Consider the following 25742-nt stretch of genomic DNA (forward strand, 5'->3'; position numbering starts at 1 on the left):
GTCTGTTCCGCCGCCCGTCGGCTGTCAACGGCAAGCGGGGCGCTCCGGGACACCCCGCAACGCCCCGGGACCCGTCAGCTCGATTCGCGCGCCACCACGTGTGCGCCCATCAGGTCGTGGCTCTCGGGGCCGGCCTCGGAGGGGTGCTGCACCAGCCGGTCGACCAGGTCCGCGAGGTGCTGGCCCGGCGTGAGCTCCATGTGCACCGTGCTGAGGCTCGGGCGCAGCAGCTTGCCCATGAGGAGGTCGTCGGCGCCCATCACGGCGGCCTGGCCGGGGACGTCGATGCCGGCGTCCTGGAGGGCGTGCATCAGGAGCTGGGCGTACTCGTCGTTGTACGCGAACACCGCGTCCAGGCCCAGCTCGGGCCAGCGCGCGGCGAGTGCGGCGGCCGACTCCTCGTCGTAGCGCATGCCCAGCGGTTCGACGCTCGCCTCCGTACCGGCGACCGCCTTGCGCAGGCCCGCCAGGCGCGGCTTGGAGAAGAGGTCCAGACCGGGTTCCTCCGGGACGACGGCACCGATCCGCCGGTAGCCGCGCTCCATGAGGTGGCGGGCGGCGGCGATGCCGACCTCGCGCTGGTCCATCACCAGGGAGTGGGCGCCCTCGACGCGCTGCGGTCCCATGGTGATGACGGCCTTGGCGCCGGAGCGCTTGAGGAGCTCGACCCCGCGCGCGTTCAGGGTGATCTCGCCGAGCGACACGACGGCGACGGGGCGCAGTTCGGCCCAGGCGCGGGCGGCCTCGTCGCTGGTGAGGCCGAGGCTGCCGTACTGCACGACGGTGTAGTCCAGGGTGCGCAGCGCCCAGTGCAGCTCGTTGAAGAACCTGCCGTAGAGGGGACCCACGGCGATGTGCGCCGTGGGCAGCAGGACTATGCGGGTGTGCCCGGCGCGCAGGCTGCGCGCGGCGGCGTGCGGCACGTAACCGAGTTCCTCGGCCGCCTCGCGGACCCGGCGGCGGGTGGGCTCGCTGATCCGTACGGCCGAGGTGTTGTTCAGCACGTACGACACGGTGGCGCGCGAAACTCCGGCCAGGCGTGCGACATCGGTGCTGGTGGGGACAGTTTGATCGGCTGACTTCTTCGGTGTCTGGCTCATCGCGTTCGGCATCTTTCCAGACGAGTGCGTCCCAGGGTCTAGCGGTTGGCCGGAATTGGGTGCTACAAAGCGTTTACACGGGTCACTGACACGTGTCACCTTAGCTTTCCGAGCTCCCGCCACGAAACCCCTCATCAGGATTCCCGGGCCAGAGCTCTCCCCTCATCCCATTCGTCTCCTCTTGACACTGGAGGGCAGCGTGGCCCTTTCCTCCCCCGGTACCGGCACGAACGACGCCACTACCGATTCCGCTCAGGCGCCCCGCCCGACCCGTGGGCTGCTTCCGCTGCTGCTCGTCGGCAACACCGTGATGTACGCCCTCTACATCGGCGTTCCCGGCTTCGTGATGGCGCTTCAGGTCGCCAACATCGATCCGGCGAACAAGGTCAGCAACATGACCGTCGTCTCCGGTGTGTCAGCGATCTTCGCGACGCTCTTCAACCCCATAGCGGGTGCGCTGTCCGACCGCTCCGGACGCCGCAACCCGTGGATCCTCGGCGGCGGCATCGGCGCCCTCGTGGTGATGGCGCTGCTGGGCAGCGTCAACACCGTCCTGCTGGTGACGATCATCTGGTGCCTCGGTCAGGCGGCGATGAACTTCTACCAGGCCGCCCTCACCTCGGTCGTCCCCGACCGCATCCCGGTCGCCTCGCGCGGCAAGGCTTCCGCGGCCGTCGGGCTCGGCATTCCGATCGGCTCCACCATCGGCGCCCTGATCGGTGCCGCCTTCTCGGACAGCTACCGCACCGGATACCTGGTGTTCGGCGCGCTGGTGGCGGCCGCGGCCGTGCTGTTCACCACCTGTGCCCGGGAGGAGCGCCGGCCCGGCAAGGCCCCGGCGCCGGTCAAGCAGCAGCTGGCCTCGTTCGCGAGCGCCCTGGCGAACCACGACTTCCGCTGGGCGTTCATCGGCCGGGCGCTGCTCATCCTCGGCTACTTCGCGGTGCTCGGCTTCCAGCTGTACATCCTCCAGGACCACACCGAGCTGCCCGCCGGGCTCAAGCCGGAGGCCGCGGCGGCGATCCTCACGATGGTCAACTCCGTTGCCTCGGTGGTCTCCACGGTCCTCGGCGGCTGGCTGTCGGACAAGTACAACCGCCGCAAACTGTTCGTCGGCGTCTCGGCGATGCTGGCCGCCCTCGCGATGGTCTTCCCGGCCCTCTCGACGAGCTGGACCGCGATGCTGCTCTTCGGTGTCGTCAACGGCCTGGGCTTCGGCTGCTACATGGCCGTGGACACCGCCCTGGTGACGATGGTGCTGCCGAAGTCCGAGGACGCAGCCCGCGACATGGGCATCCTCAACGTCGCCAACGCGGGACCGCAGATCGCCGCACCCTTCATCGCGGGTCTGATCGTCCAGCTCAGCGGCGGCTACACCGCACTGTTCCTGGCCGCTGCGGTCCTCTCGGTGCTGGGAGCACTCGCGGTGCGCCCGATCCGGGGCGTCCGCTGACGGTGTGACAGCCTGCCACCCCCGGCCGCGGTCCGGCCGGGGGTGGCGGTCCCGGCCCACCAGGCCACGCTGTCGCACCTGCTCCGTCGCGCCGCATTTGCCCCACCCGTATCACCTCGTATCACCCGGAAAGGCATCGTCGTGCAGCTGAACACCCACACCTGGGGCGAGGGCGACCGCATCGCTCTCCTGGTCCACGGGATCATGGCCGACCACCGCGCCTGGCGGACCGTCGGTCCCGCGCTGGCCGGCAAGGGCTACCGCGTCATCGCCGTGGACCTGCGCGGCCACGGGCTCAGCGAGCGCGGCGAGTACACCCCGGAGCTCTTCGCCGACGACCTCGTGGAGACCCTCCCGGCCGGTGCCGAGCTGGCCATCGGTCACTCGCTGGGCGGACTCACCCTCTCGCTCGCCGTGGACCGGCTGCGCCCGAAGCGCGCGGTGTACTCCGACCCGGCGTGGCACCTGGAGCTGCCCGACGGCTTCGGCCCGGAGGTCTTCGCCCAGTTCAAGGCGTTCCCCCGGGAGCAGATCGCGGCGATGAACCCGCGCTGGGTTGAGGCGGACGTAGACGTCGAGGTGGCGACCCTCGCGCTCTGGGACGAGGCTTCGGCGCTCGGTCTGGCCGACCTGGCGGACCGGGACCTGCTGCCCGCGAAGCCGGTCGTTCCCTCGCTGGTGCAGCTGGCCGACCCGAGCATGATCATCAACGAGGAGCGGGCCGCGCTGCTGCGCGAGCGCGGCTTCGAGGTCCGTACGGTCAAGGGCGCGGGCCACACCATTCAGCGCGACGACTTCGACGGTTTCATGTCGTCCCTGGATGGCTGGATCTGACCCCTGATCGAAGCGGCCGGCCCCCGTTGCGGGTTCCGGCCGCTTCATCGTGTGCAGTCCGTACGGGTTCCCGGTGTCGTACGAGTACGGGGACCCGGGAGCCCGGGCCCGGTCAGCCGCGTGCCAGCGCGTCCCACACCGCCGGGTCCTCGAAGCCCAGGGCCCACAGCCCGGTCTGGGTGACCCCGTGCCTGCGCAGCGCCGGGAGGTGGGCGGCGACGCCGCGCGCGTCCTGGTACCAGACGGTCCGCTTCGTCCGCCCCTCGCGGTACGTGAAGTGGGGCGAGCCCCCGGTCGCGTCGAAGGCGTACGGGCTGCCGGTGCGCTTGCGCAGTGCCTCCGCCTCCTTCCAGGTGACGTGCCTGGTCGGCGTACCGGGCGACCAGTCCCACCCGTAACCGGGCAGCGCCATCTCGATCTTGGCGGGCGGGATCAGCTTGGTGGCGTGCGCGAGGGTGCGGTCGTACCAGGCGGGGGTGGAGAGCGGGCCCGGGGGGCCGCCGCGCCAGTGCAGGTCGTAGCCCATGATGCGGACCCGGTCGGCGGCCCGGCCGAGTGCCGGGTAGTCCCAGATCCGGCCGCTGCCGTCGGTCTGCGGGGACACCGCGACCGCGCAGGTCAGGGACCGGCGGTGCAGTGCGGCGCAGAGTTCGGTGACGAGGGCGGCGTAGCCGGAGCGGACCTGGCGGTAGGTGGCGTCGCCGGTGGGGGCGATGGACTCGTAGTCGAGTTCGAGCCCGTCGTAGTCACCGCGTGCGGCGACGCCCAGGAGGGTGCGGACGTGCAGGGCGCGCTGTGCGGGGCTGGTGACCAGGGCGGCGAGGCGGCCTGCGGGGAGTGCCTCGTTGACGGTGGGGACGACCTTGAGTCCGGCGCGATGCAGGCCGTCGACGATGCGCTTCTGCTCGGCGCCGGGGTGTCTGTCCACCCGGTCGGCGGCCTTGAGTACGTACCAGAAGGGGCTGACGGTGTGGAGCTGACGGGCGTGGGCGAGGGCGTCCTGATAGCCCGTCTCCTGGTCCCAGTACGGCAGCCAGGCGGAGGTGGTGCGGGCGGGGGCGGGGAGCGTGGTGCCGGAGGGGCTCGCGGTGCCCGTCGGGCTCGTGGTGCCGGACAGGCTCGTGGTGCCGGACGGGCCCGCCGGGTCGGCGTGCGAGGCGACGGGTCCGGCTATGAGGGCGGCGGCGGTCAGGGCGGCGAGGAGCGTGGAGTGGCGCATGGTCCGAGCCTGCGGGGCAGTCCGGTGCGCCGCCGGGTGGACTGGGCCGACCGGAGGGGTCGGTTCCCCTACCCTGACGGGCGTGACGACTTCACTCGACGACCACAGGGACCTGCCGGGCAGCTCCGGCCCGACGATGACGACGGAGGCCGAACCGCGCGACATCGGGCCGGTCCGCACCGAGTACGCGCCGGAGCACGACGGCGACCCCGATCCGGGCGAGATCGTCTGGACGTGGGTGCCGTTCGAGGAGAACGACGGGCGGGGCAAGGACCGTCCCGTACTGGTGGTGGCCCGCGAGGAGGCGGGCACGCTGCTCGCGGTACGCCTGTCCAGCAAGCGGCACGACCACGACCGGGAGTGGCTGGCGATCGGGTCGGGCCCCTGGGACAGCGCGGGCCGCGACTCGTGGGTCGACCTGGACCGGGTGCTGCGGGTGCACGAGGAAGGGATGCGGCGCGAGGCGTGCGCGCTGGACCGGGAGCGGTTCGACCAAGTGGTGGCCCGGCTCGGGGAGTTGTACGGGTGGAGCTAGCGGTGTGCCGACTCGGGGGTTGAACGGGTGGAGCTAGCGGCGCGCCGCCGTGTCGAACGACTCGCGGAACGCACTGAGGGCCGGGCCCTCGCCCGTGCGGTCCAGGACCGCGAAGACCACTTGGTCGAAGTGGGCGGCGAACCGGCCCTCTCCGGTGAGGAGCCGGTGGAACGCCCCGGCCACCACCCGCGGGTCGTTCCGGAACACCCCGCATCCCCACGCTCCCAGCACCAGCCGCCGGTAGCCGCAGGCCACCGCGGTCTCCAGGACGCGTTCGGCGCGCGTGGCGACCGCGCCGGGGATACGGTGCGTCTCCTGCGGTGAACTCCGTTGGATCGCACCGGCGTTGGGGGCCGGTGAGGTGAGGAAGCCGACGGTGTACGGGGCGGCCAGCAGGTCGCCCCGGTCGTCGCGGAACACCGGTACACCGGGCGCGTGGATGACCCGGTCGGTGTAGAACAGGTCGCGCTCCGCCCGGTGGTGGGCGTAGAACTCCGGTGCCTTCAGCAGGCACGCGTAGAGCGCCGAGGCGCGGCAGAGCGCCTCCTCCTGGGCCTGGGCGCCGTTGAGGTAGCCGCCGCCGGGGTTGCGGGCGGACGCGAAGACCAGTACCGCCACCGGGGCCGCCGGGTCGGCGGTCAGCCGGCGGGCGGCCGCCGTGCTGCTCTCGGCGGTGACCTCGAAGCGGGTGGTGCGGTCCGTGCCGGGTTCGGCGGGGACCGGCCCGGGGCCGTACGTCCGGGTGCCCGCCAGGGCCGCGTCCAGGGCGTCGGCCAGGGATACGGTCCGGCCGCCGGGCGCGGTGTACTCCCGCGCGCCGACGATCGCTTCGGTCTCTTTCGCGATACCGCGTAGTCGTGCACTCACGGGGCCGATGTTCACCCTCGCGTCGGCCCGGGCGCAAACTCTTTTGCGCCGAACGGGAGTTCTACCTGTGGTGGCGTCGGCCGCTCCCCCGGCGCGGCTCAAAGGCACCCTTGTGCGAGGCCGGGACAGTCGCTTAGGTGGTCTGCTGTGCCCCGGCCCGACCGGTCCGGGGGCGACCGCCACGGCGCGGTCTCCGACAGGAGGTACAGCCATGCCGAAGGACTCGTTCGGGGAGGGCGGACCGCCGATCTCCGAGACGGAGGCGGAGGATCTCCTCCGATGTATCTGCTTCAAGACGGGCCCGCCCCGCTCGCTCGGGGTCGAACTCGAATGGCTCGTCCACGACGCCCACCAGCCACAACTGCCCGTTTCCGCCGACCGTCTCGCCTCGGCCCACGCCACGGCCAGGGCACTGCCCCTGCGGTCGGCCGTCACCGTCGAACCCGGCGGCCAGCTGGAGCTCAGCTCGCTGCCCGCCGCCTCCCTCACCGACTGCCTGCGCACCGTGTCCGCCGATCTGGCCGCCCTGCGCGAGGCACTGCGCCCCCAGTCCCTGGAACTCGCCGGGTACGGCCAGGATCCCTGGCAGCCGCCCCGGCGCTTCCTGCGCGAGCCCAGGTACGAGGCCATGGAGGGTCACCTGGGCCGCACCGGCGGACCCTCGGGCATGGCCATGATGTGCACCTCCGCGTCGGTCCAGGTGTGCCTGGACGCCGGGCACGAGGAGCCGGGGCCGCTGGGGCTCGGCCGGCGCTGGGCGCTGGCCCATCTGCTCGGCGCGGTGCTGGTCGCCGTGTTCGCCCACTCCCCGTTCGCGCGGGGCGTCGCCACGGGGTGGCGTTCGCACCGGCAGGCGCTCTGGACGGGGATCGAGGCGGCCCGCTCCCTGGCCCCGCCGACCGGGGTCGAGCCCCGGGCCGCCTGGGCCCGGTTCGCCCTGGACGCGACGGTGCTGTGCGTACGGGGCGAGGGCGGGGCACTGCGGCCCGCGCCGGAGGGGCTGACGTTCCGGGCGTGGCTCCGTGACGCGGTCCGGGTGGGCAGGCCACCGGGCCGCGCGGATCTGGAGTACCACCTGACCACCCTGTTCCCGCCGGTGCGCCCCCAGGGCCATCTGGAGCTGCGGATGATCGACGCGCAGCCGGGCCCGGACGGCTGGCTCGTCCCGGTGGCCGTGACGGCGGCCCTGTTCGACGACCCGGCGGCGGCCGAGCTCGCCTGGCGCACCGTCAAGCCCCTTGCCGAGATCGCGGGTTCGCAGCCCGCGCCGCGCAATCCGCTGTGGGAGTCGGCGGCCCGCACCGGGCTCGCCGACCCCGAGCTGCACGCCGCCGCGGTGACGTGCTTCGCGGCGGCGAGCGAGGCGCTGCCCCGACTGGGCGCCGACCGTACGGTGCTCGACGCGGTCGCCGCGTTCACCGAGCGGTACGTCATCCCCGGCCGCAGCCCCGCCGACGACCTGCTGGACGCCCGGTACGCGCCCTCGCCGGCCCTCTTCCCCTCCCCCTCCCCCTCCCCCGTATCCACACCCGCCCCCGGAATCGTCCCGCGCCCCGGAGAGGACCCTCCCGCATGACCGAGACCGCCCAGCCCCCGGAGACCGATGCCGAGGGGCTTCGCAGCCGCGCCGTCGCGGCGCTGCTCCGCGCACGGGACCGCACCGCCCTGCTGACCTCGTGCGTCGACGAGGACGAACTGACCGCCCAGCACTCGCCGTTGATGTCGCCCCTGGTCTGGGACCTGGCCCACATCGGCAACCAGGAGGAGCTGTGGCTCCTGCGCAATGTCGCCGGACGGGATCCGATGCGCCCCGAGATCGACTCGGTGTACGACGCCTTCGAGCATCCCCGCTCCGAGCGCCCGACCCTGCCGCTGCTCGCCCCGAAGGAGGCCCGTGCGTACGCCGCCGAGGTGCGCGGCCGGGCCCTGGACGTACTGGAGCAGAGCCCGCTGCACGGTGAGCCCCTGGTGGCCGCCGGGTTCGCCTTCGGGATGGTCGCCCAGCACGAGCAGCAGCACGACGAGACGATGCTGATCACCCATCAGCTGCGGCGCGGCCCTGCGGCGCTGACCGCTCCCCCGCCGCCGCCCGCGCCGGACTCGGCGGCCGGGCTTCCGTCCGAAGTCCTGGTGCCCGGCGGCCCGTTCACCCAGGGCACGTCCGTCGAGCCGTGGGCGCTGGACAACGAGCGGCCCGCGCACACCGTCCTCGTACCGCCGTTCCTCCTCGACACGACGCCGGTCGGCAACGGGGCGTATCTGCGCTTCATCGACGACGGCGGCTACCGCGAGCCGCGCTGGTGGCATCCGGCGGGCTGGGAGATGGTCCGGGCGCACGGCATCGAGGCACCGCTGTTCTGGCGGCGCGAGGGGGGTGAGTGGCTGCGGCGGCAGTTCGGGGTGACGGAGCCGGTGCCGCTCGACGAGCCGGTGCTGCACGTCAGTTGGTACGAGGCGGACGCGTACGCCCGGTGGGCGGGGCGGCGGCTGCCGTCGGAGGCGGAGTGGGAGAAGGCGGCCCGGTTCGACCCGTCGTCGGGCCGCTCGACGCGCTATCCGTGGGGCGACGCGGACCCGGGCCCGGAGCACGCCAACCTGGGGCAGCGGCATCTGCGCCCGGCTCCGGTCGGTGCGTATCCGGCAGGTGAATCACCGCTGGGTGTGCGGCAGTTGATCGGTGACGTGTGGGAGTGGACGTCGACCGACTTCCTGCCCTATCCGGGGTTCGTCCCCTTCCCGTACCGCGAGTACTCGGAAGTCTTCTTCGGTCCGGCGCACAAGGTGCTGCGCGGCGGTTCCTTCGCGGTGGACGCGGTGGCCTGCCGGGGGTCCTTCCGCAACTGGGACCTGCCGGTGCGACGGCAGATCTTCGCCGGGTTCAGGACGGCGCGCGACGCGGCGGAGGGGGATCTCTGATGTGTCGCCATCTGGCCTATCTGGGCCCCGAGTTGCCGCTGAGGGAGGTGCTGGTCGATCCGGCGTACGGGCTGTACCGGCAGGCGTGGGCGCCCCGGTTCCAGCAGCACGGCACGGTCAACGCGGACGGTTTCGGCGTCGGCTGGTACGCGAGCGCAGTCGCCGGCGCGGTCGCGGGCGCCGAGGCGGATCCGGTGCCCGCCCGCTACCGGCGCACGGGGCCGATGTGGGCGGACGCGAACTTCGCGGACCTCGCCCGTGTCGTCCGTACCGGCGCCCTGCTGGCCGCCGTAAGGGACGCCACCGAGGCGGGTGCGGACGGGGAGGCGGCGGCGGCCCCCTTCGGGTCCGGGCCCTGGCTGTTCAGTCACAACGGGGCGGTGCGCGGCTGGCCGGGCTCGCTCGGGCCGCTCGCCGCCGCCCTGCCCGCCGCCGAACTCCTCGCCCTGGAGGCGCGCTGCGACTCGGCGCTCGTCTGGGCGCTCGTACTGCACCGGCTGCGCGACGGCGACGAGCCGGGGCAGGCACTGGCCGACACGGTGCTGGAGGTGGCCGGGGCGGCGCCCGCCTCCCGGCTGAACCTGCTGCTCACGGACGGCGAGACGATCACCGCGACCGCCTGGGGCGACACCCTGTGGTACCTGACGCTGCCGGGCCGCTCCACGGTGGTCGCCTCGGAGCCGTACGACGACGACCCGCACTGGACCGAGGTCCCCGACCGCACCCTGCTCGCCGCCACCCGTACCGATGTACTGCTGACCCCTCTCAAGGAGCCTGCCGCGTGAGCCCGTTCCTCGTCACCCGTACCCTTCCCGTGGACGCGACCGGCGCCGACCTGCGCACCGACGTGCTCCAGGGGCTCGGCCGGAACCCCAAGTCGCTGCCGCCCAAGTGGTTCTACGACGCGCGCGGCAGCGAGCTGTTCGAGGAGATCACCCGGCTGCCCGAGTACTACCCGACGCGGGCGGAGCGGGAGATCCTGCTCGCCCGCGCGGAGGCGATCGCGTCCGCGACGGGTGCGCGCACCCTGGTCGAGCTGGGTTCCGGGTCCTCCGAGAAGACCCGGATACTCCTCGACGCGCTCCCGGGACTGCACAGCTATCTGCCGGTGGACGTGAGCGAGAGCGCGCTGACGCTGGCCGCCGAGTCGCTGCTCGCGGAGCGTCCGGCGCTGTCCGTGCACGCGCTGATCGCCGACTTCACCCGTGGTCTCGCCCTGCCGGGCACCCCGGGGCCCCGGCTGGTGGCGTTCCTGGGCGGCACGCTGGGGAACCTGCTCCCCGACGAGCGGGCCGTGTTCCTGAAGTCCGTACGGTCGCTGCTGCTGCCGGGGGACGCGCTGCTGCTCGGCACGGACCTGGTGAAGGACGAGAGCACCCTGGTCGCGGCGTACGACGACGCGGCGGGGGTGACGGCCGCCTTCAACAAGAACGTCCTGGCCGTCCTCAACCGCGAGCTGAACGCGGAGTTCGACCCGGACGACTTCGCCCACGTCGCCCGCTGGAACCGCGAGCACGAGTGGATCGAGATGCGGCTGCGGGCCCGCTCTTCGCTGGTCGTGAAGGTACGGGAGCTGAACCTCGCGGTCTCCTTCGAGGAGGGCGAGGAGCTGCGCACCGAGATCTCCGCGAAGTTCCGCGAGGAGGGGATACGGGACGAACTGGCGGGCGCGGGGCTGGAGTTGAGCCACTGGTGGACGGACGAGGCGGGCCGTTTCGCGCTGTCGCTGTCCACGGTGGCTTAGCCGCCGTGCCCGTGGCCCGGGAGGTGCTGCCGCCTCCCGGGCCACGGGTCCGCGCCGTCGCTGCCACGGGTCCGCGCCGCCGCCACCGTGGGTCGGCGCCGCCGCTACTCCTCCTCGGACCGTCCGATCCGCTGGAGGATCTTCGAGATCTCGCCCGACGCCTGCTTCGCCGAAACCTCGATGTCGGCGCCGCTGAGCACCTTCGTCATGTACCGCTTGATGGGATTGTCCGCCTCGACGTCGCCCCACTTCGGCGACGAGGGGGTGGCCCGTCCTTCGAGGGCGCCCTTCGCCATCGCGGCCACGCCCTCGTTGCCTGCCACCGCGTGGGCCAGACTGCCCTTGTTCGGCACGTAGTTCATCGTGCGGGCGAGGTCGGTCTGCCACTTCTCGCTGGCCAGCGCCTTGACCACCTCGATCGCCGTCCGCCGCTCGTCGGTGTTCTGCGGGATCACCAGGTCGGAGCCGCCGACGAAGACCGCGCCGGGCGTGTTGGTGACCTTGCCGGGCAGCGGGAAGAAGCCCAGCTTGCCCCGGAGTTCGGGGTTCTTCTCCTCGATGAGGTTCGCGGTGCCGGGGGTCGCGACGATCTGCGCGATGTCACCCTGGGCGAACTGGCCCGCCTGCGGGGGCTTTTCCTCGTCCGCGTCCTTGGGCCCGTCGCCGAGCGCCTGGAGCTTCTGGTAGAAGCGCATGCCCGCGATCGCCTCGGGGGTGTGCAGCTTGCCCGACCACTTGCCCGCGGACTCGGTGGCGAGGTCGCCGCCCTCGTCCCAGATGAAGCCCGACAGCGTGTACCAGTCCTGCCCGGCCAGGTAAATGCCCTGGGTGCCGTCCTTGTTGAGCTTCTTGGTGGCGCTCAGCCACTCCTCCCGGTCGCGCGGCGGCTGCTTGATGCCGGCCTTCTGGAAGAGGTCCTTGCGGTAGATGACGACGCGGCTGGCCGCGTAGAAGGGGATGCCGAACTGGGCGTTGTCGACGGAGCCCGGCTGGGCCAGACCGGGCAGCCAGTCGTCGCCGCCGAAGTCGCGTACCGCTTCGAGGGTGAGGTTCTCCAGGCCGCCGCGCTCGGCGTACTGGGCGACGTGGGTGTTGCCGACCTCGATGACGTCCGGCGGACTGTTGCCGTCCAGGGCCTTGTTCACCTTGGGGCCGATGCCCGCCCACGGCTGGAACTGGAAGTCGAGCCGGGTGTTCGGATGGTCCTTCTCGAACGATTCGGTGAACCTCTTGATGAATTCGCGGGACGCGCTGTCCTTCATCAGCCAGATCGTGATCGTTTTGGTCGCTTCCTCCTCGGAGGAGCCCGGCAGCATTCCGCAACCGGTGAGCAGAGCTCCGCAGGCGACAAGTGCGGTGGAAACAGCTATGGAGCGTTTCTGTACGAGGTTCACGGATCAAGAAATTGGCATGAACCATTCGGTGGGTCAAGGGTTGTTCGGAATGTATCGGACTGTGAACCTCCGGTAAGGGGGGTATCAGGTGCGTCCGTCCCTTTCCTGCGCGTCCTTCATCGCCTGCGAGGATGCGGCCCACCGGGCCCGTACGACGGTGAAACCGGCCTGCTCGGCAGCCTCGCAGACCTTGACGTCGTCGTCGACCAGCACCCGTACCTCGCGGTCGCGCGCCAGCTCCCTGAGCACCGCCAGTTTGGTCAGCCTGGCCGGCCTCCGGTCGTTGTCGCGGCGCATCCGGATCCGCCCCTCGGGCAGCCCCTGTTCCGCCAGCCAGGCCACCGTGTCGGCGCGGCACCGCTCGGGGCGCCCGGTGAGGTAGAGGACCTCGCACTCCTCGGCGCTGCGCAGGGCCAGCGCGACGCCCTCGGCGAGCGGCGGGTCGTCGGGGGCCTTGGCGAAGAAGGCGTCCCAGTCGCGCGGCTTGCGCTCCAGGAGGTGCTGCCGGTGGGAGCTGTCGGCGAGGGTGCCGTCGAGGTCGAACACGGCGAGCGGTCGGTGGGCGGCGTCGCCGGACACATCAGTCATGGTCACAGCGTAAGGACCGGCCGGGAATCTTGTCGGCGCGGCTGCGTTGAACCCTGTGTGAGCACATTGATCGAACGGACCCGGTTCTCGGTACTCGACCGCTCCCGCACCCGCGAGGGGCAGGACGGCGGGCAGGCGCTGCGCGACTCGGTGGAGCTGGCCCGCCGCCTGGAGGACCTGGGATATTTCCGGTTCTGGGTGTCCGAGCACCACAGCGTGCCCGGGGTGGCGGGGTCCGCGCCGACGGTGCTGGCCTCGGCCGTCGCCGCCGCGACCTCGCGGATCCGGGTCGGTACGGGCGGGGTGATGCTGCCCAACCACCAGCCGCTGGTGGTGGCGGAGCAGTTCGGGGTGCTGGAGTCGCTGTTCCCCGGCCGGATCGACATGGGGCTCGGCCGCTCGGTGGGGTTCACCAACGGGGTGCGCAGGGCGCTGGGCAGGGACAAGGACGACGCGGACCGGTTCGCGGAGCAACTCGCCGAGCTGCTCGGGTGGTTCACCGGCGGCGGGCAGGTGCACGCCTACCCGGCGGAGGGCCTGCGCGTGCCGCCGTTCGTGCTGGCCACCGGGGAGGGTGCCACGATCGCCGCCGAGGCGGGGCTGCCGGTGGTGGTCGGGGACCTGCGGGGCCGGGACAGGCTGCTGGCCGCCGTGGAGCGCTACCGGGCCGCGTTCCGGCCGTCCGCATGGGCCGCCGAGCCGTACGTGGTGATCGCCGGGTCGGTCGCCGTCGCGGACACCGAGGAGGCGGCCCGCCGGCTGCTGGTCCCGGAGGCCTGGTCCATGGCGTACTCGCGCACCCACGGCACGTTCCCGCCGCTGCTGCCCGCCGACCGCATCGAGCGCCTCGCGGCGGCGGACAGCGCGTCGGGCGGCATGACCGACAAGGAGCGGGGCTTCTACGAGAGCGGGCTGCGCGGTCATATCGCCGGTACGGAGGAGCAGGTCGCGGCGGCCCTGGAGGAGGTGCTCGCGGCGAGCGGCGCGGACGAGGTGCTGGTCACCACCAGCTCGTACGACCGCGAGGGCCTGCTGGACTCGCACCGGAGGCTGGCGGGGGTGGCGGGCCTGACGGGTCCGTCGGGCCTCACGGGGCGGCGGGTGCACCCGGCACCCACCACCTAATATCGAAATGAGCGAATATCGGACTGTCTGCCCCTCGCACCGTACGGAGTCCCCATGCACAGCCCCCACGACCCGTACGTCCGTGTCCGGGGCGCCCGTGAGCACAACCTCCGTGACGTCGACGTGGACATCCCCCGCGACTCCCTCGTGGTCTTCACGGGCGTCTCGGGCTCCGGCAAGTCCTCCCTCGCCTTCGGCACGGTCTTCGCCGAGGCCCAGCGCCGCTACTTCGAGTCGGTGGCACCGTACGCCCGTCGGCTGATCCACCAGGTCGGGGTGCCGAAGGTCGGCGAAATCAGCGGTCTGCCGCCTGCGGTCTCCCTTGAACAGCGCAGGTCAGCACCCTCCTCCCGGTCCTCGGTCGGTACGGTCACCACCCTCTCCAACTCACTGCGCATGCTGTTCTCCCGCGCGGGCACCTATCCGGCGGGCGCCGAGCGCCTCGACTCGGACTCCTTCTCGCCGAACACGGCGGCCGGAGCCTGCCCCGAGTGCCACGGGCTCGGCCTGATCCACCGCACCAGCGAAGCGCTGCTGGTGCCCGACCCGTCGCTGTCGATCAGGGACGGCGCGATCGCCGCGTGGCCGGGCGCCTGGCAGGGGAAGAACCTGCGCGACGTGCTGGACACTCTCGGGTACGACGTGGCCCGGCCGTGGCGGGAGCTCGCGCAGGCCGACCGCGACTGGATCCTGTTCACGGACGAGCAACCGGTGGTCACCGTGCACCCGGTGCGCGAGGCGGGCCGCATCCAACGCCCGTACCAGGGCACGTACATGAGCGCCCAGCGCTATGTGCTGCACACCTTCGCCGACACCAAGAGCCAGTCGCTGCGGGCGAAGGCCGAACGCTTCCTGACCAGCGCCCCCTGCCCGGTGTGCGGCGGCAGCAGGCTGCGCCCGGAGGCCCTGGCGGTGACCTTCGCGGGCCGTACGATCGCGGAACTGGCGGCACTCCCCCTGGCCACCCTGGCCGAGGTGCTCCGCGAAGGCGCCGGGGACGATCCGACCGCCCGGGTCCTCACCGACGACCTGCGCGCCCGGATCGCCGTCGTCACCGAACTGGGCCTCGGCTATCTCGGCCTGGACCGCACCACCCCCACCCTCTCCGGCGGCGAACTCCAACGGCTGCGTCTGGCCACCCAGTTGAGGTCGGGCCTGTTCGGTGTCGTGTATGTCCTGGACGAGCCGTCGGCCGGCCTGCACCCGGCGGACGCGGAAGCCCTCCTGGTGGTCCTGGACCGGCTGAAGGCGGCGGGCAACTCGGTGTTCGTGGTCGAGCACCACCTCGACGTCGTACGCCGCGCGGACTGGCTGGTGGACGTCGGCCCGGCGGCGGGCACCCGGGGTGGCCTGGTACTGCACAGCGGCCCCCCGGCCGGGCTGGCGGAGGTGGCGGACTCGGTGACCCGCCGCTTCCTCTTCGACCGGGAGCCCGCGCCGGTACGGGAGGTCCGCGAGCCCACCGGATGGCTGAAACTGGGCCCCGTCACACGGCACAACCTCCACGCGCTGGAGGCGGAGCTGCCACTGGGAGTGTTCACCGCCGTGACCGGTGTCTCAGGCTCCGGGAAGTCGACCCTGGTCGCCGCACTCACCGACCAACTCCCGGGCGTGGAGCGGCTGGTGACGGTCGACCAGAAACCGATCGGCCGCACTCCGCGTTCCAACCTGGCGACGTACACCGGCCTCTTCGACGTCGTACGGAAGCTGTTCACGGCCACCGAGGAGGCGAAGGCGCGCGGCTACCGGGCGGGCCGGTTCTCCTTCAACGTGAGCGGCGGCCGCTGCGAGACCTGCCAGGGCGAGGGCTTCGTCTCGGTGGAGCTGCTGTTCCTGCCCAGTACGTACACCCCGTGCCCGTCCTGCCACGGCGCCCGCTACAACCCGGAAACCCTCCAGGTCACGCTCCGGGGCCTGAACATCGCCGAGGTACTCGACCTGACCGTCGAGGCAGCGGCCGACTTCTTCGCGGACACCCCAGCGGCCGCCCGCAGCCTGCGGGCGCTGCTGGACGTGGGTCTTGGCTACCTCCGCCTCGGCCAGCCCGCCACCGAACTCTCCGGCGGCGAGGCCCAGCGCATCAAGCTGGCGAGCGAACTGCAACGCGCGACGACCCGCCGCGGCCACACCCTGTACGTCCTGGACGAACCGACGACCGGCCTGCACCCCGCCGACGTCGAGGTGCTGCTGCGCCAGCTGCACGGCCTGGTGGACACCGGGAACTCGGTGGTCGTGGTCGAGCACGACATGGCCGTGGTGGCGGGCGCGGACTGGGTGATCGACCTGGGCCCGGGCGGCGGCGAAGCAGGCGGCCGAATCGTGGCCACGGGCCCACCCCGAAAGGTGGCGAACAACCGCGAGAGCCGCACCGCCCCGTACCTGGCAAGGGAGTTCGCGGGAACCGACGGCCTCACCTCCTCCGGCGCCTGAGGAGCCGAGTCCGCCCTAGGGCCAGTACGCGTTCCTCAGCGGCCCCTTGGCGAGTTTCCCGGTGGGCGTGCGTGGCAGCGAGGCCGCGAAGTCCACGGAGCGCGGCGCCTTGTAGTGCGCGATCCGGTTCCGTACGAACTCCAATAGCTCGGCGGCGAGTTCGGGGCCGGGGGCGAATCCCGGCTCCAGCTGCACCACCGCCTTGGCGGCCTCCCCCATCTCGGGGTCCGGTACCCCGATCACCGCCGCGTCGGCCACCGCGGGGTGCAGGATGAGGCAGTCCTCGGACTCCTGCGGGTAGATGTTCACCCCGCCCGAGATGATCATGAATGCCTTGCGGTCGGTGAGGAAGAGGTAGCCGTCCTCGTCGGCGTGGCCGATGTCGCCGGTGGTGGTCCAGTGGGGGTGGTCGGGGTGCTGGGCCTCGCGGGTGCGGCCGTCGTCGTTGTGGTAGCGGAACGGGGTCTCCTCGCGCTCGAAGTAGACCGTCCCGGTCTCGCCGACGGGCAGCACCGCCCCGTCCGGGCCGCAGATGCGGAGCTCGCCGAGGAGCCCGGCCCGGCCGACGGAGCCCGGTTTGGCGAGCCATTCCTCGGGGCCGATGAAGGTGATGCCGTTGCCCTCGGTGGAGCTGTAGTACTCGTACAGGATCGGCCCCCACCACTCCATCATCCGGCGCTTGACCTCGACGGGGCACGGGGCGGCGGCGTGGATGGCGACCTTCAGCGACGACACGTCGTACCGCTCGCGGGCCTCCTGCGGCAGCTTCAGCAGCCGTACGAACATGGTGGGCACCCACTGCGAGTGCGTCACCCGGTGGCGCTCGACGGCCGCCAGGGCCGCTTCGGCGTCGAAGGCGTCCATCAGGACGACGGTGCCGCCGGCGGCGGTGACGGTGCCGCAGAAGCGGAGCGGGGCCGCGTGGTAGAGGGGTGCCGGGCAGAGGTAGACGGTGTCGGGGCCGAAGCCGTACATCGGGGTGAACAGCTGGACGTAGAGGGTGGGTTGCTCGCGGACGTCGCCCTCGGTGAGGTCGCCCTCGATGCCCTTGGGGCGGCCCGTGGTGCCGGAGGAGTAGAGCATGTCGGCGCCGAGCGGCTGGTGGTCGGGCGGCACGGCGGAGGCCTCGGCGAGGGCCTTCTCGTAGGAGCCGAGTTCGGTGCCGTACTCCAGTCGCAGCGTGGCACGTGTCACCAACTGGCCCACATCACGCCCGAGTTGACCGAGCGAGGTCGAGACGATCAGGGCGCTCGCCCCACAGTCCTCGACGATGTACGCGGCTTCCCCGGCGGTGAGGTGGTGGTTGACGGCGGTGAGGTAGAGGCCCGAGCGCATGGCCGCCCAGTAGACCTCCAGCATGCGCGGGTCGTTGTCGGAGAGGAGGGCGAGGTGGTCGCCCCGCCGCAGCCCGGCCTCGTGGAGGTGGTTCGCCAGGCGCAGCGAGCGCTCTTCGAGCTGTCCGTAGGTGAGGGTCCGGCCGCCGTCGGCTGTGACGACGGCCGGATGCGCGGGGTCGTACGCTCCCGGGTACATGAAGGGGAAACTACCCCGGTTTTGACGGTACGTCAGGAGTCCGTACGCCGCCGGATTCGCGCGGCCCCGCCCGTCAGCCGCGCGCCTTCCTGTGGGTCCTGTTGGCCCGGAGCCATTCCTTGTTCATCGCCGCGATGGACGGCAGCGGGATGCCCTTGGGGCAGGCGGTGGCGCACTCGCCGGTGAGGGTGCAGCCGCCGAAGCCCTCGTCGTCCATCTGCGCGACCATGTCGAGTACCCGGGTCTTGCGTTCCGGGGCGCCCTGCGGCAGTACGTTGAGGTGGTTGATCTTGGCCGAGGTGAAGAGCATCGCGGAGCCGTTGGGGCAGGCGGCGACGCAGGCCCCGCAGCCGATGCACTCGGCGTGCTCGAAGGCGAAGTCGGCGTCCGCCTTGGGCACCGGGGTGGCGTGCGCCTCGGGAGCGGCGCCGGTCGGCACGCTGACGTAACCGCCGGCCTGGATGATCCGGTCGAAGGCCGACCGGTCCACCACGAGGTCCTTGACGACGGGGAACGCGGAGGCCCGCCACGGCTCGATGTCGATGGTGTCGCCGTCTTCGAAGGACCGCATGTGGAGCTGGCAGGTGGTGGTGCGCTCGGGGCCGTGCGCGTCACCGTTGATGACGAGCGAGCAGGCGCCGCAGATGCCCTCGCGGCAGTCGTGGTCGAAGGCGACCGGGTCGTCGCCCCTGAGGATCAGTTCCTCGTTGAGGGTGTCGAGCATCTCCAGGAAGGACATGTCGGGCGAGATGTCGTCGACGTCGTAACTCGCCATCTCCCCGGGGGTGTTCGGGTTCTTCTGGCGCCAGACGCGCAGGGTGAGCCTCATGCGTAGCTCCGCTGGGTGGGGTGGACGTACTCGAAGACGAGGTCTTCCTTGTGCAGGACGGGGGCGCCGCCCCCGGGGGTGAACTCCCAGGCGGCGGCGTAGGAGAACCGCTCGTCGTCGCGGGCGGCCTCGCCGTCCGGGGTCTGGGACTCCTCGCGGAAGTGGCCGCCGCAGGACTCCTCGCGGTGCAGTGCGTCGAGGCACATCAGCTCGGCGAGTTCGAGGTAGTCGACGATGCGGTTGGCCTTCTCCAGCGACTGGTTGAACTCCTCCCCCACGCCCGGCACCTTGATCCGCCGCCAGAACTCCTCACGGATCTCCGGGATCCGGCCGAGGGCCTTGCGCAGCCCTTCCTCGGTGCGCGCCATTCCGCAGAACTCCCACATCAGCTCGCCGAGTTCGCGGTGGAAGGAGTCGGGGGTGCGGTCGCCGTCGACGGCCAGCAGCTTCTCGATGCGCTGCTCCGTCTCCCGTACGACTTCGGCTGCGGCCGGGTGGGTGGCGTCCACGGTGTCCTGCTGGGCGTGCCGGGCCAGGTAGTCGTTGATGGTGGCCGGGAGGACGAAGTAGCCGTCGGCCAGGCCCTGCATCAGCGCGGAGGCGCCGAGCCGGTTGGCACCGTGGTCGGAGAAGTTGGCCTCGCCGATGGCGAAGAGGCCGGGGACGGTGGTCTGGAGGTCGTAGTCGACCCACAGTCCGCCCATCGTGTAGTGCACGGCGGGGTAGATCCGCATCGGGGTCTCGTACGGGTCCTCGGCGGTGATCCGCGCGTACATGTCGAAGAGGTTGCCGTACTTCTCCTCGACGGCGCCCCGGCCCATCCGGGCGATGGCGTCGGCGAAGTCCAGGTAGACGCCCTGGCCGCCGGGGCCGACCCCCCTGCCCTCGTCGCAGACGTTCTTGGCGGCGCGGGAGGCGATGTCGCGGGGGACGAGGTTGCCGAAGGACGGGTAGATGCGCTCCAGGTAGTAGTCGCGCTCGTCCTCGGGGATCTCGCGGGCGGGGCGGGTGTCGCCCTGGGCCTTGGGCACCCAGATGCGGCCGTCGTTGCGCAGCGACTCGCTCATCAGGGTCAGCTTCGACTGGTGGTCGCCGGTGCGCGGGATGCAGGTGGGGTGGATCTGGGTGAAGCACGGGTTGGCGAAGTAAGCACCGCGCCGGTGGGCCCGCCAGACGGCGGTGGCGTTGGAGTTCATGGCGTTGGTCGACAGGTAGAAGACGTTGCCGTAGCCGCCGGAGGCGAGGACGACGGCATCCGCGAAGTAGGTGTCGATCTTCCCGGTGATCAGGTCGCGGGCGACGATGCCGCGCGCCTTCCCGTCGATGACGATCAGGTCCAGCATCTCGGTGCGCGGGTGCATCTCGACGGTCCCGGCGGCGATCTGCCGCGAGAGCGCCTGGTAGGCGCCGAGGAGGAGCTGCTGGCCGGTCTGGCCGCGTGCGTAGAAGGTCCTGGAGACCTGTACGCCGCCGAAGGAGCGGGTGTCGAGCAGTCCGCCGTACTCGCGGGCGAAGGGCACGCCCTGGGCCACGCACTGGTCGATGATCTCCACCGAGATCTGCGCGAGCCGGTGCACATTGGACTCGCGGGCCCGGAAGTCGCCGCCCTTGACGGTGTCGTAGAAGAGGCGGTGGATGGAGTCGCCGTCGTTGCGGTAGTTCTTGGCGGCGTTGATGCCGCCCTGGGCGGCGATGGAGTGGGCGCGGCGCGGGGAGTCCTGGTAGCAGAACTGGACGACGTGGTAGCCCTGTTCGGCGAGCGTGGCGCCGGCCGCGCCGCCCGCGAGGCCGGTGCCGACGACGATGACGGTGTGCTTGCGCCGGTTGGCCGGGTTGACCAGCTTGGCCTCGAAGCGGCGGGTGTCCCAGCGTTCGGCGACCGGCCCGGCGGGGGCCTTGGCGTCGGCGAGCGGGGCGCCCGTGGTGTAGTCGGCGTAGGACGAGGTCATGTCAGCCCACCAATCCGGTCATGACCGCGACCGGCACGGAGAGGAAGCCCACGGTCAGTACGAGGGCGAGGAGGTTGGCCAGCGCCTTCAGGAGGCGCTCGCGGGTGGCGTTGCCCACGCCAAGGGTCTGGGCGGCGCTCCAGAAGCCGTGCCGCACGTGCAGGCCGACGGCGAGCATCGCGACGATGTAGATCGTGTTGCCGTACCAGTTGGAGAAGCTCGCGACGACGTTCTGGTAGGCCTGCCCGGGCTGGGCGTTGTCGTTGACCGTCAGCAGGGTCAGGTCGAGCAGGTGCCAGACGATGAACAGGACGAGGATGACGCCGCCCCACCGCATGGTCCGCGTGGCGTAGCTGGCCCGCTTGCGCTTGTGGACGTACGCGGTCGGCCTGGCCCGGATGTCGCGCCGGCTGAGCTGGTACGCGGAGACGGCGTGCAGCACCACGGCGGCGAGGAGCACCACGCGCACGAGCCACAGCGCCCACTCGTAGTGCAGGACCGGCTCGCCCATGGTGCGCAGCCAGTGCGCGTACCCGTTGAACTCGTCGGTGCCGAAGAAGATCTTCAGGTTCCCGATCATGTGGGCGACGAGGTAGCCCAGCATGATCAGCCCGCTGACGGCCATCACCGTCTTCTTGCCGACGGTCGACCCCCAGAAGGAGTGCCGGGTCCGCCGGGAGCGTCCTACGGGGGGTTTTCGAGTGGGCGGGCTGTCCTGCCGCGATGCCAGAGCCATAGGTAGAGACGCTAGGGCCGAAGGACCTCAGAGGTCCAAGACATGGTGCGGCTCAAGTCCATAGGCAATGCCTATCTGGCGGGCGTACGCTGGGGACATGCAGTTCCAACAGCTCCGCTACTTCGTGGCCGTCGCCGAGTCGCGGCACTTCACCCGCGCCGCCGAGGAACTGCACGTGGCGCAGCCCTCGCTCTCCCAGCAGATCCGCGCGCTGGAAAGGGAGTTGGGCGCCGACCTGTTCACCCGCGCACGCGGCAACATCGCCCTGACCGACGCGGGCGAGGCCCTCCTCCCGCTGGCCCGGCGCATCCTTGCCGACACGGACACCGCGCGCCGCGAGGTGCAGGAGCTGGCCCAGCTGCGCCGGGGCCGGGTGCGCCTGGGCGCGACCCCGAGCCTGTGCACCGGTCTGCTCCCCGACGTGCTGCGCACCTTCCACGACGCCCACCCCGGCATCCAGCTCCTGATCGAGGAGGGCGGTTCGCACGACCTCGTACGGGAGCTGGCACGCGGGGCGCTGGACCTGGCCCTGGTGGTCCTGCCACTGCCCACCCCCTCGCCCGCGCTCACCACGGTGGAGCTGCTGCACGAGGATCTGGTGGTGGTCTCCTCGCCGGCCGCGCGCGCCCCGCGCCGCCCGGTCCGCGTGGCCGATCTCCGCGACACCCCGATGGTGATGTTCCGGCACGGCTACGACCTGCGGGAGCTGACCGTGGCCGCCTGCCGGGCCGAGGGCTTCGAGCCGGTGTTCACGGTGGAGGGCGGCGAGATGGACGCGGTACTGGGCTTCGTACGGGCCGGGTTGGGCGTGGCGGTGGTCCCGCGCATGGTCGCCGAACGCACCGGCACGGGCCTGCGGGTCACCCCGCTGGCCAGACCGGGGCTGCGGCGCACGATCGCGCTGGCCCACCGGAGCGACGTGGCGCCGCCCAGGGCGGCCCGGGAGCTCCAGCGGGTGCTGGTGGAGGCGCACGCCTGAGCACGGGCGTACGCCTCGGACCGCTTCGGTCTGTCCCGGGCCGCGTCCGTCAGCCTCGCACCACGTCCGCCGGCCTCAGACCGCGTCCGTCAGCGCCAGGGAGTGGATCCGGTCCGGTGCTCCCGGCCTGGCGTAGTACCAGCCCTGGGCCGTGTCGCAGCCCAGTTCCCGCAACTGGTCGGCCTGGGCGCCCGTTTCGACTCCCTCGACCGTCACCGCGAGCTCCAGGCTGTGGGCCAGCGAGACGATGCCCTCGACGATCTTCACGTCGACGGGGTCCGCGGGCAGCCGCTGCATGCTCTGGGTGAAGGACCGGTCCAGCTTCAGGACGCTCACCGGCAGGCGGCGCAGGTTGGCCAGGTTGGAGTAGCCGGTGCCGAAGTCGTCGAGGGCGATGTCGACGCCCATCTCGGCGAGCTGGCGCAGCGGTTTGAGGAGGTCCTCGTCGGCTCCTATCAGGGCGGACTCGGTGACTTCCAGGCACAGTGCGCCCGGTTCCAGGCCGGCCCGCTCCAGTACCTCCACGGTGTCGGCGACCAGGCCGGGGTGGTGGAGCTGGGTGGGCGAGAGGTTGACGTTGATGCGCAGCGGGCCGCCGTCGGCGTGCTTCTCCTGCCAGAACCTGGCCTGCCGTACGGACTCCTGGAGCACCCAGCGGCCCAGCGGCACGATGAGACCGGTGTGCTCGGCGAGCGGAATGAACCGGTCCGGGCCGAGGACGCCGTGCTGCGGATGGCTCCAGCGGACCAGCGCCTCCGCACCGTGCACGCTGCCGTCGCCGAGGTGGACCAGCGGCTGGTACTCGATGAAGAACTCGCCGCGCTCCAGGGCGGCGGGCAGCGCGTGGGTGAGGCCGTGCCGGGTGATGGCCCGCTCGTCGGCCTCGGCGTCGGCGAACTCGAAGCGGTTGCCGCCCGCCGACTTGGCCCGGTACATGGTGATGTCGGCGCTGCGCAGCACGTCGGCGGGGCCGCGTTCGGCGGCCGGGCCCTCGACGATGCCGATGGAGCCGCGCACGGTGATCTCGCGGCCCTCCAGGTGTATCGGGGTGGCCAGTGCGTTCAGTATCCGGGCGGCCAGGTCGTCGACCTCGCGGCGGGTGTCGGGGCCTGTGGTCAGCGCCACGAACTCGTCGCCGCCGAGCCGGGCGACCATCTCGCCGGGTGCGGTGGCGCAGGACTGGAGCCGGTCGGCGACCTCCACCAGGAGGCGGTCGCCGGCGGAGTGGCCGAGGCTGTCGTTGACCGCCTTGAAGCCGTCGAGGTCGAGGTAGCAGAGGCCGAAGCGGGCGTTCTCGCCGGCGGTGGACAGCGCCTTCTCCAGGCGTTCGAAGAAGAGCGTCCGGTTGGGCAGCCCGGTGAGCGCGTCGTGGGTGGCCTCGTACCGCAGCCGCAGGTTGAGCAGGCGGCGCTCGGTGGTGTCCTCCATGAGGGCGAGCTGGTACTGCGGGCGGCCCTCGGAGTCGCGCAGCAGCGACACGGTGAGGTTGGTCCACAGGACGGTGCCGTCGCCCCGGTAGAAGGCCTTCTCGCAGCGGTAGTGGTCGCGCTCGCCGCGCACCAGCTCCTCGTACATCCGCCAGACCTGCGCGGTGTCCTCGGGGTGCCCCCACTCGGTGACCTTGCGGCCGCGCACCTGGGAGTCGAGGCCGCCGAACATCCTGGCCAGGGTCTCGTTGACCTCCAGGATGGTGCCGTCGAGGGCGGCGATGCCGATGCCGACGGCCGCGCCCTCGAAGACCGCGCGGAAGCGTTCCTCGGTGGCGTGCAGGGCCTGCTGGGCCTCGCTGCGGGCGCTGAGCGCGGAGCGGGCGATGGCCTCCTGCTCGCGCAGGGTGCGCTCGCGCAGCTGGCGGGCGAATCCGGCGGCGATGCCGTGCTGGAGGCGGGAGCTGCGGGCCCGGAACTCCTCGGCGGCGGCCGGGGACCCCTCGCCGTCGGTGCAGTACAGCACGAGGTACGACTCGACGACGCCGAGCGTACGGACGAGGGCGTCCGGGTCCGTGCAGTGCGCGTCGATCAGGGCGGAGCCCACCTCGTGCCCGGTCGCGGAGTCGAAGGGCCGCTCGTGCAGGGCCCTGCAGAGCCGCCGGGCGAGCGGCAGCAGGAGCTGCTCGAACTCGGGGCGGGTGAGGGAGGTGGCGGTGGCCGGGAAGATCGCCCGGCTCCAGATCGTCGCGAACCGCCGCACCCGGTCCTCGGGTCCGCCGGGGACCTCGGCGGCCTCGCAGGACTCCGTGGCCTCGACGCCATCGACACCCTCCACGGCCTCGCGGTCGGGTCCGGTGCTCTGCCGCGGTACGCCGCCGGGGTCGGCGGTCGTGGCCGTGGCCTGTGCCGTGACCCGGGACGCACCCGTGCTCTGCGGTTTGCCCGGTCCGGTGCTCCGGGCGGGGACGGTGGCCGGGACGGTGCTCTGGGGCGGGACGGTGCTCCGGGCCGGAACGGTGCCGGAGCCCTTGGTCCCGGTGCTGCCCTGGCCGTCCCGCTCGCCGTCCGGTGCCTGCGCCTGCGCGCTCACGCCTTGCGCCCCACCCCTGCGAAGCCCGAGAAGGCGTACGGGTCCTCCTGCGACACCGGGTTCTCGGGCCGCCATTCGGCCAGCGGCACGAGGCCGGGCTCGACCATCTCGTACCCCTCGAAGAACCGGGCGACCTCGGCGCGCGAGCGCATGACCAGCGGGTTCTTGATCTCCTGGTAGACGTCCACGGCGCCGCCCGCCTGCTCGGGCGTGAGCGGCACGCCCTCGTACGACGCGTGGGTGACGATCAGCAGGCTGCCGGGCGCCAGTGCGTCGCGCAGTTCGGCGACCGCCGCGTACGGGTCGTCGGCGTCCTCGATGAAGTGCAGCACCGCGACCAGCAGCAGCGCCACGGGCTGTTCCAGGTCGAGGAGTTGGCCGACCTCGGGGCTGTTGACGATGTCCCGCGGTTTGCGGAGGTCGGCGGCGACGACCGAGGTCAGGTCGTTGCCCTCCAGGACCGCCCGGCTGTGCGCGACAGCGACCGGGTCGTGGTCGACGTACACCACGCGGGCGGTGGGATCGGCGGCCTGGGCGACCTCGTGGACGTTGCCGAAGGTGGGGATGCCGGAGCCGATGTCGAGGAACTGGGTGACGCCCTCGGACAGTGCGTGGCGCACGGCGCGGCGCATCACCGCCCGGTTCGCCTGCATGATCTTGGGCAGTCCGGGCATGAACTCCATCGCCCGGCGGGCCGCGTCCCGGTCGACCTCGAAGTTGTGCGAACCGCCCAGGTAATAGTCGTAGATGCGGGACACGCTGGGCATCGAGATGTCGATGCCCGGTGGTGCCCAGGCGGGACGCTCCATCAATGTCTCCCACAACTCGCCGCGACGAATGCGGGCACGGCTGATGACCGCACCCGGTGTTCGAGCCGAGGCTACTGATCCACCGCCAGTGGGGCGAGCGAAAACGGAAATTGCCCGTCCGTTCTCCGTCACACTCCAGTGGCAAGTGCACCTGCACGCGCCCGGCCCGCCGTTCCCGCGGG

At 71.9% G+C, this 25742-nt stretch carries 21 protein-coding genes; 10 read left to right on the top strand and 11 right to left on the bottom strand.

Translation table 11 applies throughout. The features are described 5' to 3' along the window. Nucleotides 1-74: 74 nt before the first annotated feature. Nucleotides 75-1100, bottom strand: coding sequence for a LacI family DNA-binding transcriptional regulator (locus ACZ5PB_RS13850; RefSeq protein ID WP_468690767.1), 1026 nt, complete (start codon nt 1098-1100; stop codon nt 75-77). 199 nt (nt 1101-1299) lie between these two features. On the opposite strand from ACZ5PB_RS13850, the gene ACZ5PB_RS13855 reads away from it, so the two are divergent. Together ACZ5PB_RS13855 and ACZ5PB_RS13860 are read left to right on the top strand one after the other, a co-directional pair. Further along, entirely contained in the window at nt 1300-2553 is a 1254-nt protein-coding gene (locus ACZ5PB_RS13855) for an MFS transporter (RefSeq protein WP_468690768.1), read from the top strand. A gap of 141 nt (nt 2554-2694) precedes the next feature. Beyond that, nucleotides 2695-3387, top strand: a complete 693-nt coding sequence (locus tag ACZ5PB_RS13860) for an alpha/beta fold hydrolase (RefSeq protein ID WP_468690771.1) — start codon at nt 2695-2697, stop codon at nt 3385-3387. Nucleotides 3388-3499: 112 nt separating this feature from the next. Here ACZ5PB_RS13860 and ACZ5PB_RS13865 read toward each other — a convergent pair whose 3' ends face one another. Continuing rightward, nucleotides 3500-4606 carry a glycosyl hydrolase family 18 protein gene (locus ACZ5PB_RS13865; RefSeq protein WP_468690773.1) on the bottom strand — a complete coding sequence of 369 codons (1107 nt, stop codon included), beginning with the start codon at nt 4604-4606 and terminating at the stop codon, nt 3500-3502. A 136-nt stretch (nt 4607-4742) separates the two neighbouring features. On the opposite strand from ACZ5PB_RS13865, the gene ACZ5PB_RS13870 reads away from it, so the two are divergent. Continuing rightward, on the top strand, nt 4743-5141 hold the full coding sequence (locus tag ACZ5PB_RS13870) for a type II toxin-antitoxin system PemK/MazF family toxin (RefSeq protein ID WP_468690901.1): 399 nt from the start codon (nt 4743-4745) through the stop codon (nt 5139-5141). Nucleotides 5142-5174: 33 nt separating this feature from the next. Here the strand turns inward: ACZ5PB_RS13870 and ACZ5PB_RS13875 are convergent, their stop codons facing one another. After that, complete coding sequence (locus tag ACZ5PB_RS13875) at nt 5175-6008, bottom strand: TIGR02452 family protein (RefSeq protein WP_468690774.1); 834 nt, start codon at nt 6006-6008, stop codon at nt 5175-5177. Nucleotides 6009-6219: 211 nt separating this feature from the next. On the opposite strand from ACZ5PB_RS13875, the gene egtA reads away from it, so the two are divergent. The 4 genes from egtA to egtD are packed head-to-tail and all read left to right on the top strand — an operon-like array spanning nt 6220 to nt 10668. Beyond that, nucleotides 6220-7584, top strand: coding sequence for an ergothioneine biosynthesis glutamate--cysteine ligase EgtA (egtA, locus tag ACZ5PB_RS13880; protein WP_468690776.1), 1365 nt, complete (start codon nt 6220-6222; stop codon nt 7582-7584). Then, a complete protein-coding gene (egtB, locus tag ACZ5PB_RS13885) occupies nt 7581-8924 on the top strand; it encodes an ergothioneine biosynthesis protein EgtB (protein WP_468690778.1) in 1344 nt (447 codons plus the stop codon). Before egtA ends, egtB begins: the two co-directional genes overlap by 4 nt. Next, nucleotides 8924-9709, top strand: a complete 786-nt coding sequence (gene egtC, locus ACZ5PB_RS13890; protein ID WP_468690779.1) for an ergothioneine biosynthesis protein EgtC — start codon at nt 8924-8926, stop codon at nt 9707-9709. The genes egtB and egtC overlap by 1 nt, the downstream gene beginning before the upstream one ends. Further along, nucleotides 9706-10668: an L-histidine N(alpha)-methyltransferase gene (gene egtD / locus ACZ5PB_RS13895; protein ID WP_468690781.1), complete on the top strand. Its 963-nt coding sequence runs from the start codon at nt 9706-9708 to the stop codon at nt 10666-10668. The genes egtC and egtD overlap by 4 nt, the downstream gene beginning before the upstream one ends. Before the next feature lie 104 nt (nt 10669-10772). On the opposite strand, the gene ACZ5PB_RS13900 is transcribed toward egtD, so the two are convergent. Together ACZ5PB_RS13900 and ACZ5PB_RS13905 are read right to left on the bottom strand one after the other, a co-directional pair. Further along, complete coding sequence (locus ACZ5PB_RS13900; protein WP_468690903.1) at nt 10773-11984, bottom strand: extracellular solute-binding protein; 1212 nt, start codon at nt 11982-11984, stop codon at nt 10773-10775. Between the two features lie 162 nt (nt 11985-12146). Further along, the gene (locus ACZ5PB_RS13905; protein ID WP_468690784.1) at nt 12147-12650 is read right to left on the bottom strand and encodes a phosphatase domain-containing protein; all 504 of its coding nucleotides are present in this window, start codon (nt 12648-12650) and stop codon (nt 12147-12149) included. A gap of 66 nt (nt 12651-12716) precedes the next feature. Between ACZ5PB_RS13905 and ACZ5PB_RS13910 the strand changes: the two genes are divergently transcribed. After that, a complete protein-coding gene (locus tag ACZ5PB_RS13910) occupies nt 12717-13775 on the top strand; it encodes an LLM class flavin-dependent oxidoreductase (protein ID WP_468690905.1) in 1059 nt (352 codons plus the stop codon). Between the two features lie 54 nt (nt 13776-13829). Next, nucleotides 13830-16205 carry an ATP-binding cassette domain-containing protein gene (locus ACZ5PB_RS13915; RefSeq protein WP_468690786.1) on the top strand — a complete coding sequence of 792 codons (2376 nt, stop codon included), beginning with the start codon at nt 13830-13832 and terminating at the stop codon, nt 16203-16205. Between the two features lie 15 nt (nt 16206-16220). Here the strand turns inward: ACZ5PB_RS13915 and ACZ5PB_RS13920 are convergent, their stop codons facing one another. From ACZ5PB_RS13920 to ACZ5PB_RS13935, 4 genes are all read right to left on the bottom strand, one after another. Then, the gene (locus ACZ5PB_RS13920; RefSeq protein ID WP_468690788.1) at nt 16221-17738 is read right to left on the bottom strand and encodes an acyl-CoA synthetase; all 1518 of its coding nucleotides are present in this window, start codon (nt 17736-17738) and stop codon (nt 16221-16223) included. 73 nt (nt 17739-17811) lie between these two features. Next, a complete protein-coding gene (locus ACZ5PB_RS13925; RefSeq protein ID WP_468690789.1) occupies nt 17812-18567 on the bottom strand; it encodes a succinate dehydrogenase/fumarate reductase iron-sulfur subunit in 756 nt (251 codons plus the stop codon). Then, nucleotides 18564-20516, bottom strand: a complete 1953-nt coding sequence (locus ACZ5PB_RS13930; RefSeq protein ID WP_468690791.1) for a fumarate reductase/succinate dehydrogenase flavoprotein subunit — start codon at nt 20514-20516, stop codon at nt 18564-18566. The genes ACZ5PB_RS13925 and ACZ5PB_RS13930 overlap by 4 nt, the downstream gene beginning before the upstream one ends. Nucleotide 20517: 1 nt before the next feature. Continuing rightward, nucleotides 20518-21252 carry a succinate dehydrogenase cytochrome b subunit gene (locus ACZ5PB_RS13935; protein ID WP_468690793.1) on the bottom strand — a complete coding sequence of 245 codons (735 nt, stop codon included), beginning with the start codon at nt 21250-21252 and terminating at the stop codon, nt 20518-20520. Nucleotides 21253-21349: 97 nt separating this feature from the next. On the opposite strand from ACZ5PB_RS13935, the gene ACZ5PB_RS13940 reads away from it, so the two are divergent. Continuing rightward, complete coding sequence (locus ACZ5PB_RS13940; protein WP_468690794.1) at nt 21350-22231, top strand: LysR family transcriptional regulator; 882 nt, start codon at nt 21350-21352, stop codon at nt 22229-22231. A gap of 75 nt (nt 22232-22306) precedes the next feature. Here ACZ5PB_RS13940 and ACZ5PB_RS13945 read toward each other — a convergent pair whose 3' ends face one another. Continuing rightward, the gene (locus ACZ5PB_RS13945) at nt 22307-24496 is read right to left on the bottom strand and encodes a putative bifunctional diguanylate cyclase/phosphodiesterase (RefSeq protein WP_468690907.1); all 2190 of its coding nucleotides are present in this window, start codon (nt 24494-24496) and stop codon (nt 22307-22309) included. A 251-nt stretch (nt 24497-24747) separates the two neighbouring features. Further along, complete coding sequence (locus ACZ5PB_RS13950; protein WP_468690796.1) at nt 24748-25560, bottom strand: SAM-dependent methyltransferase; 813 nt, start codon at nt 25558-25560, stop codon at nt 24748-24750. Nucleotides 25561-25742 lie beyond the last annotated feature (182 nt).

It is taken from the genome of Streptomyces sp. NPDC032721 (genome assembly GCF_055579625.1).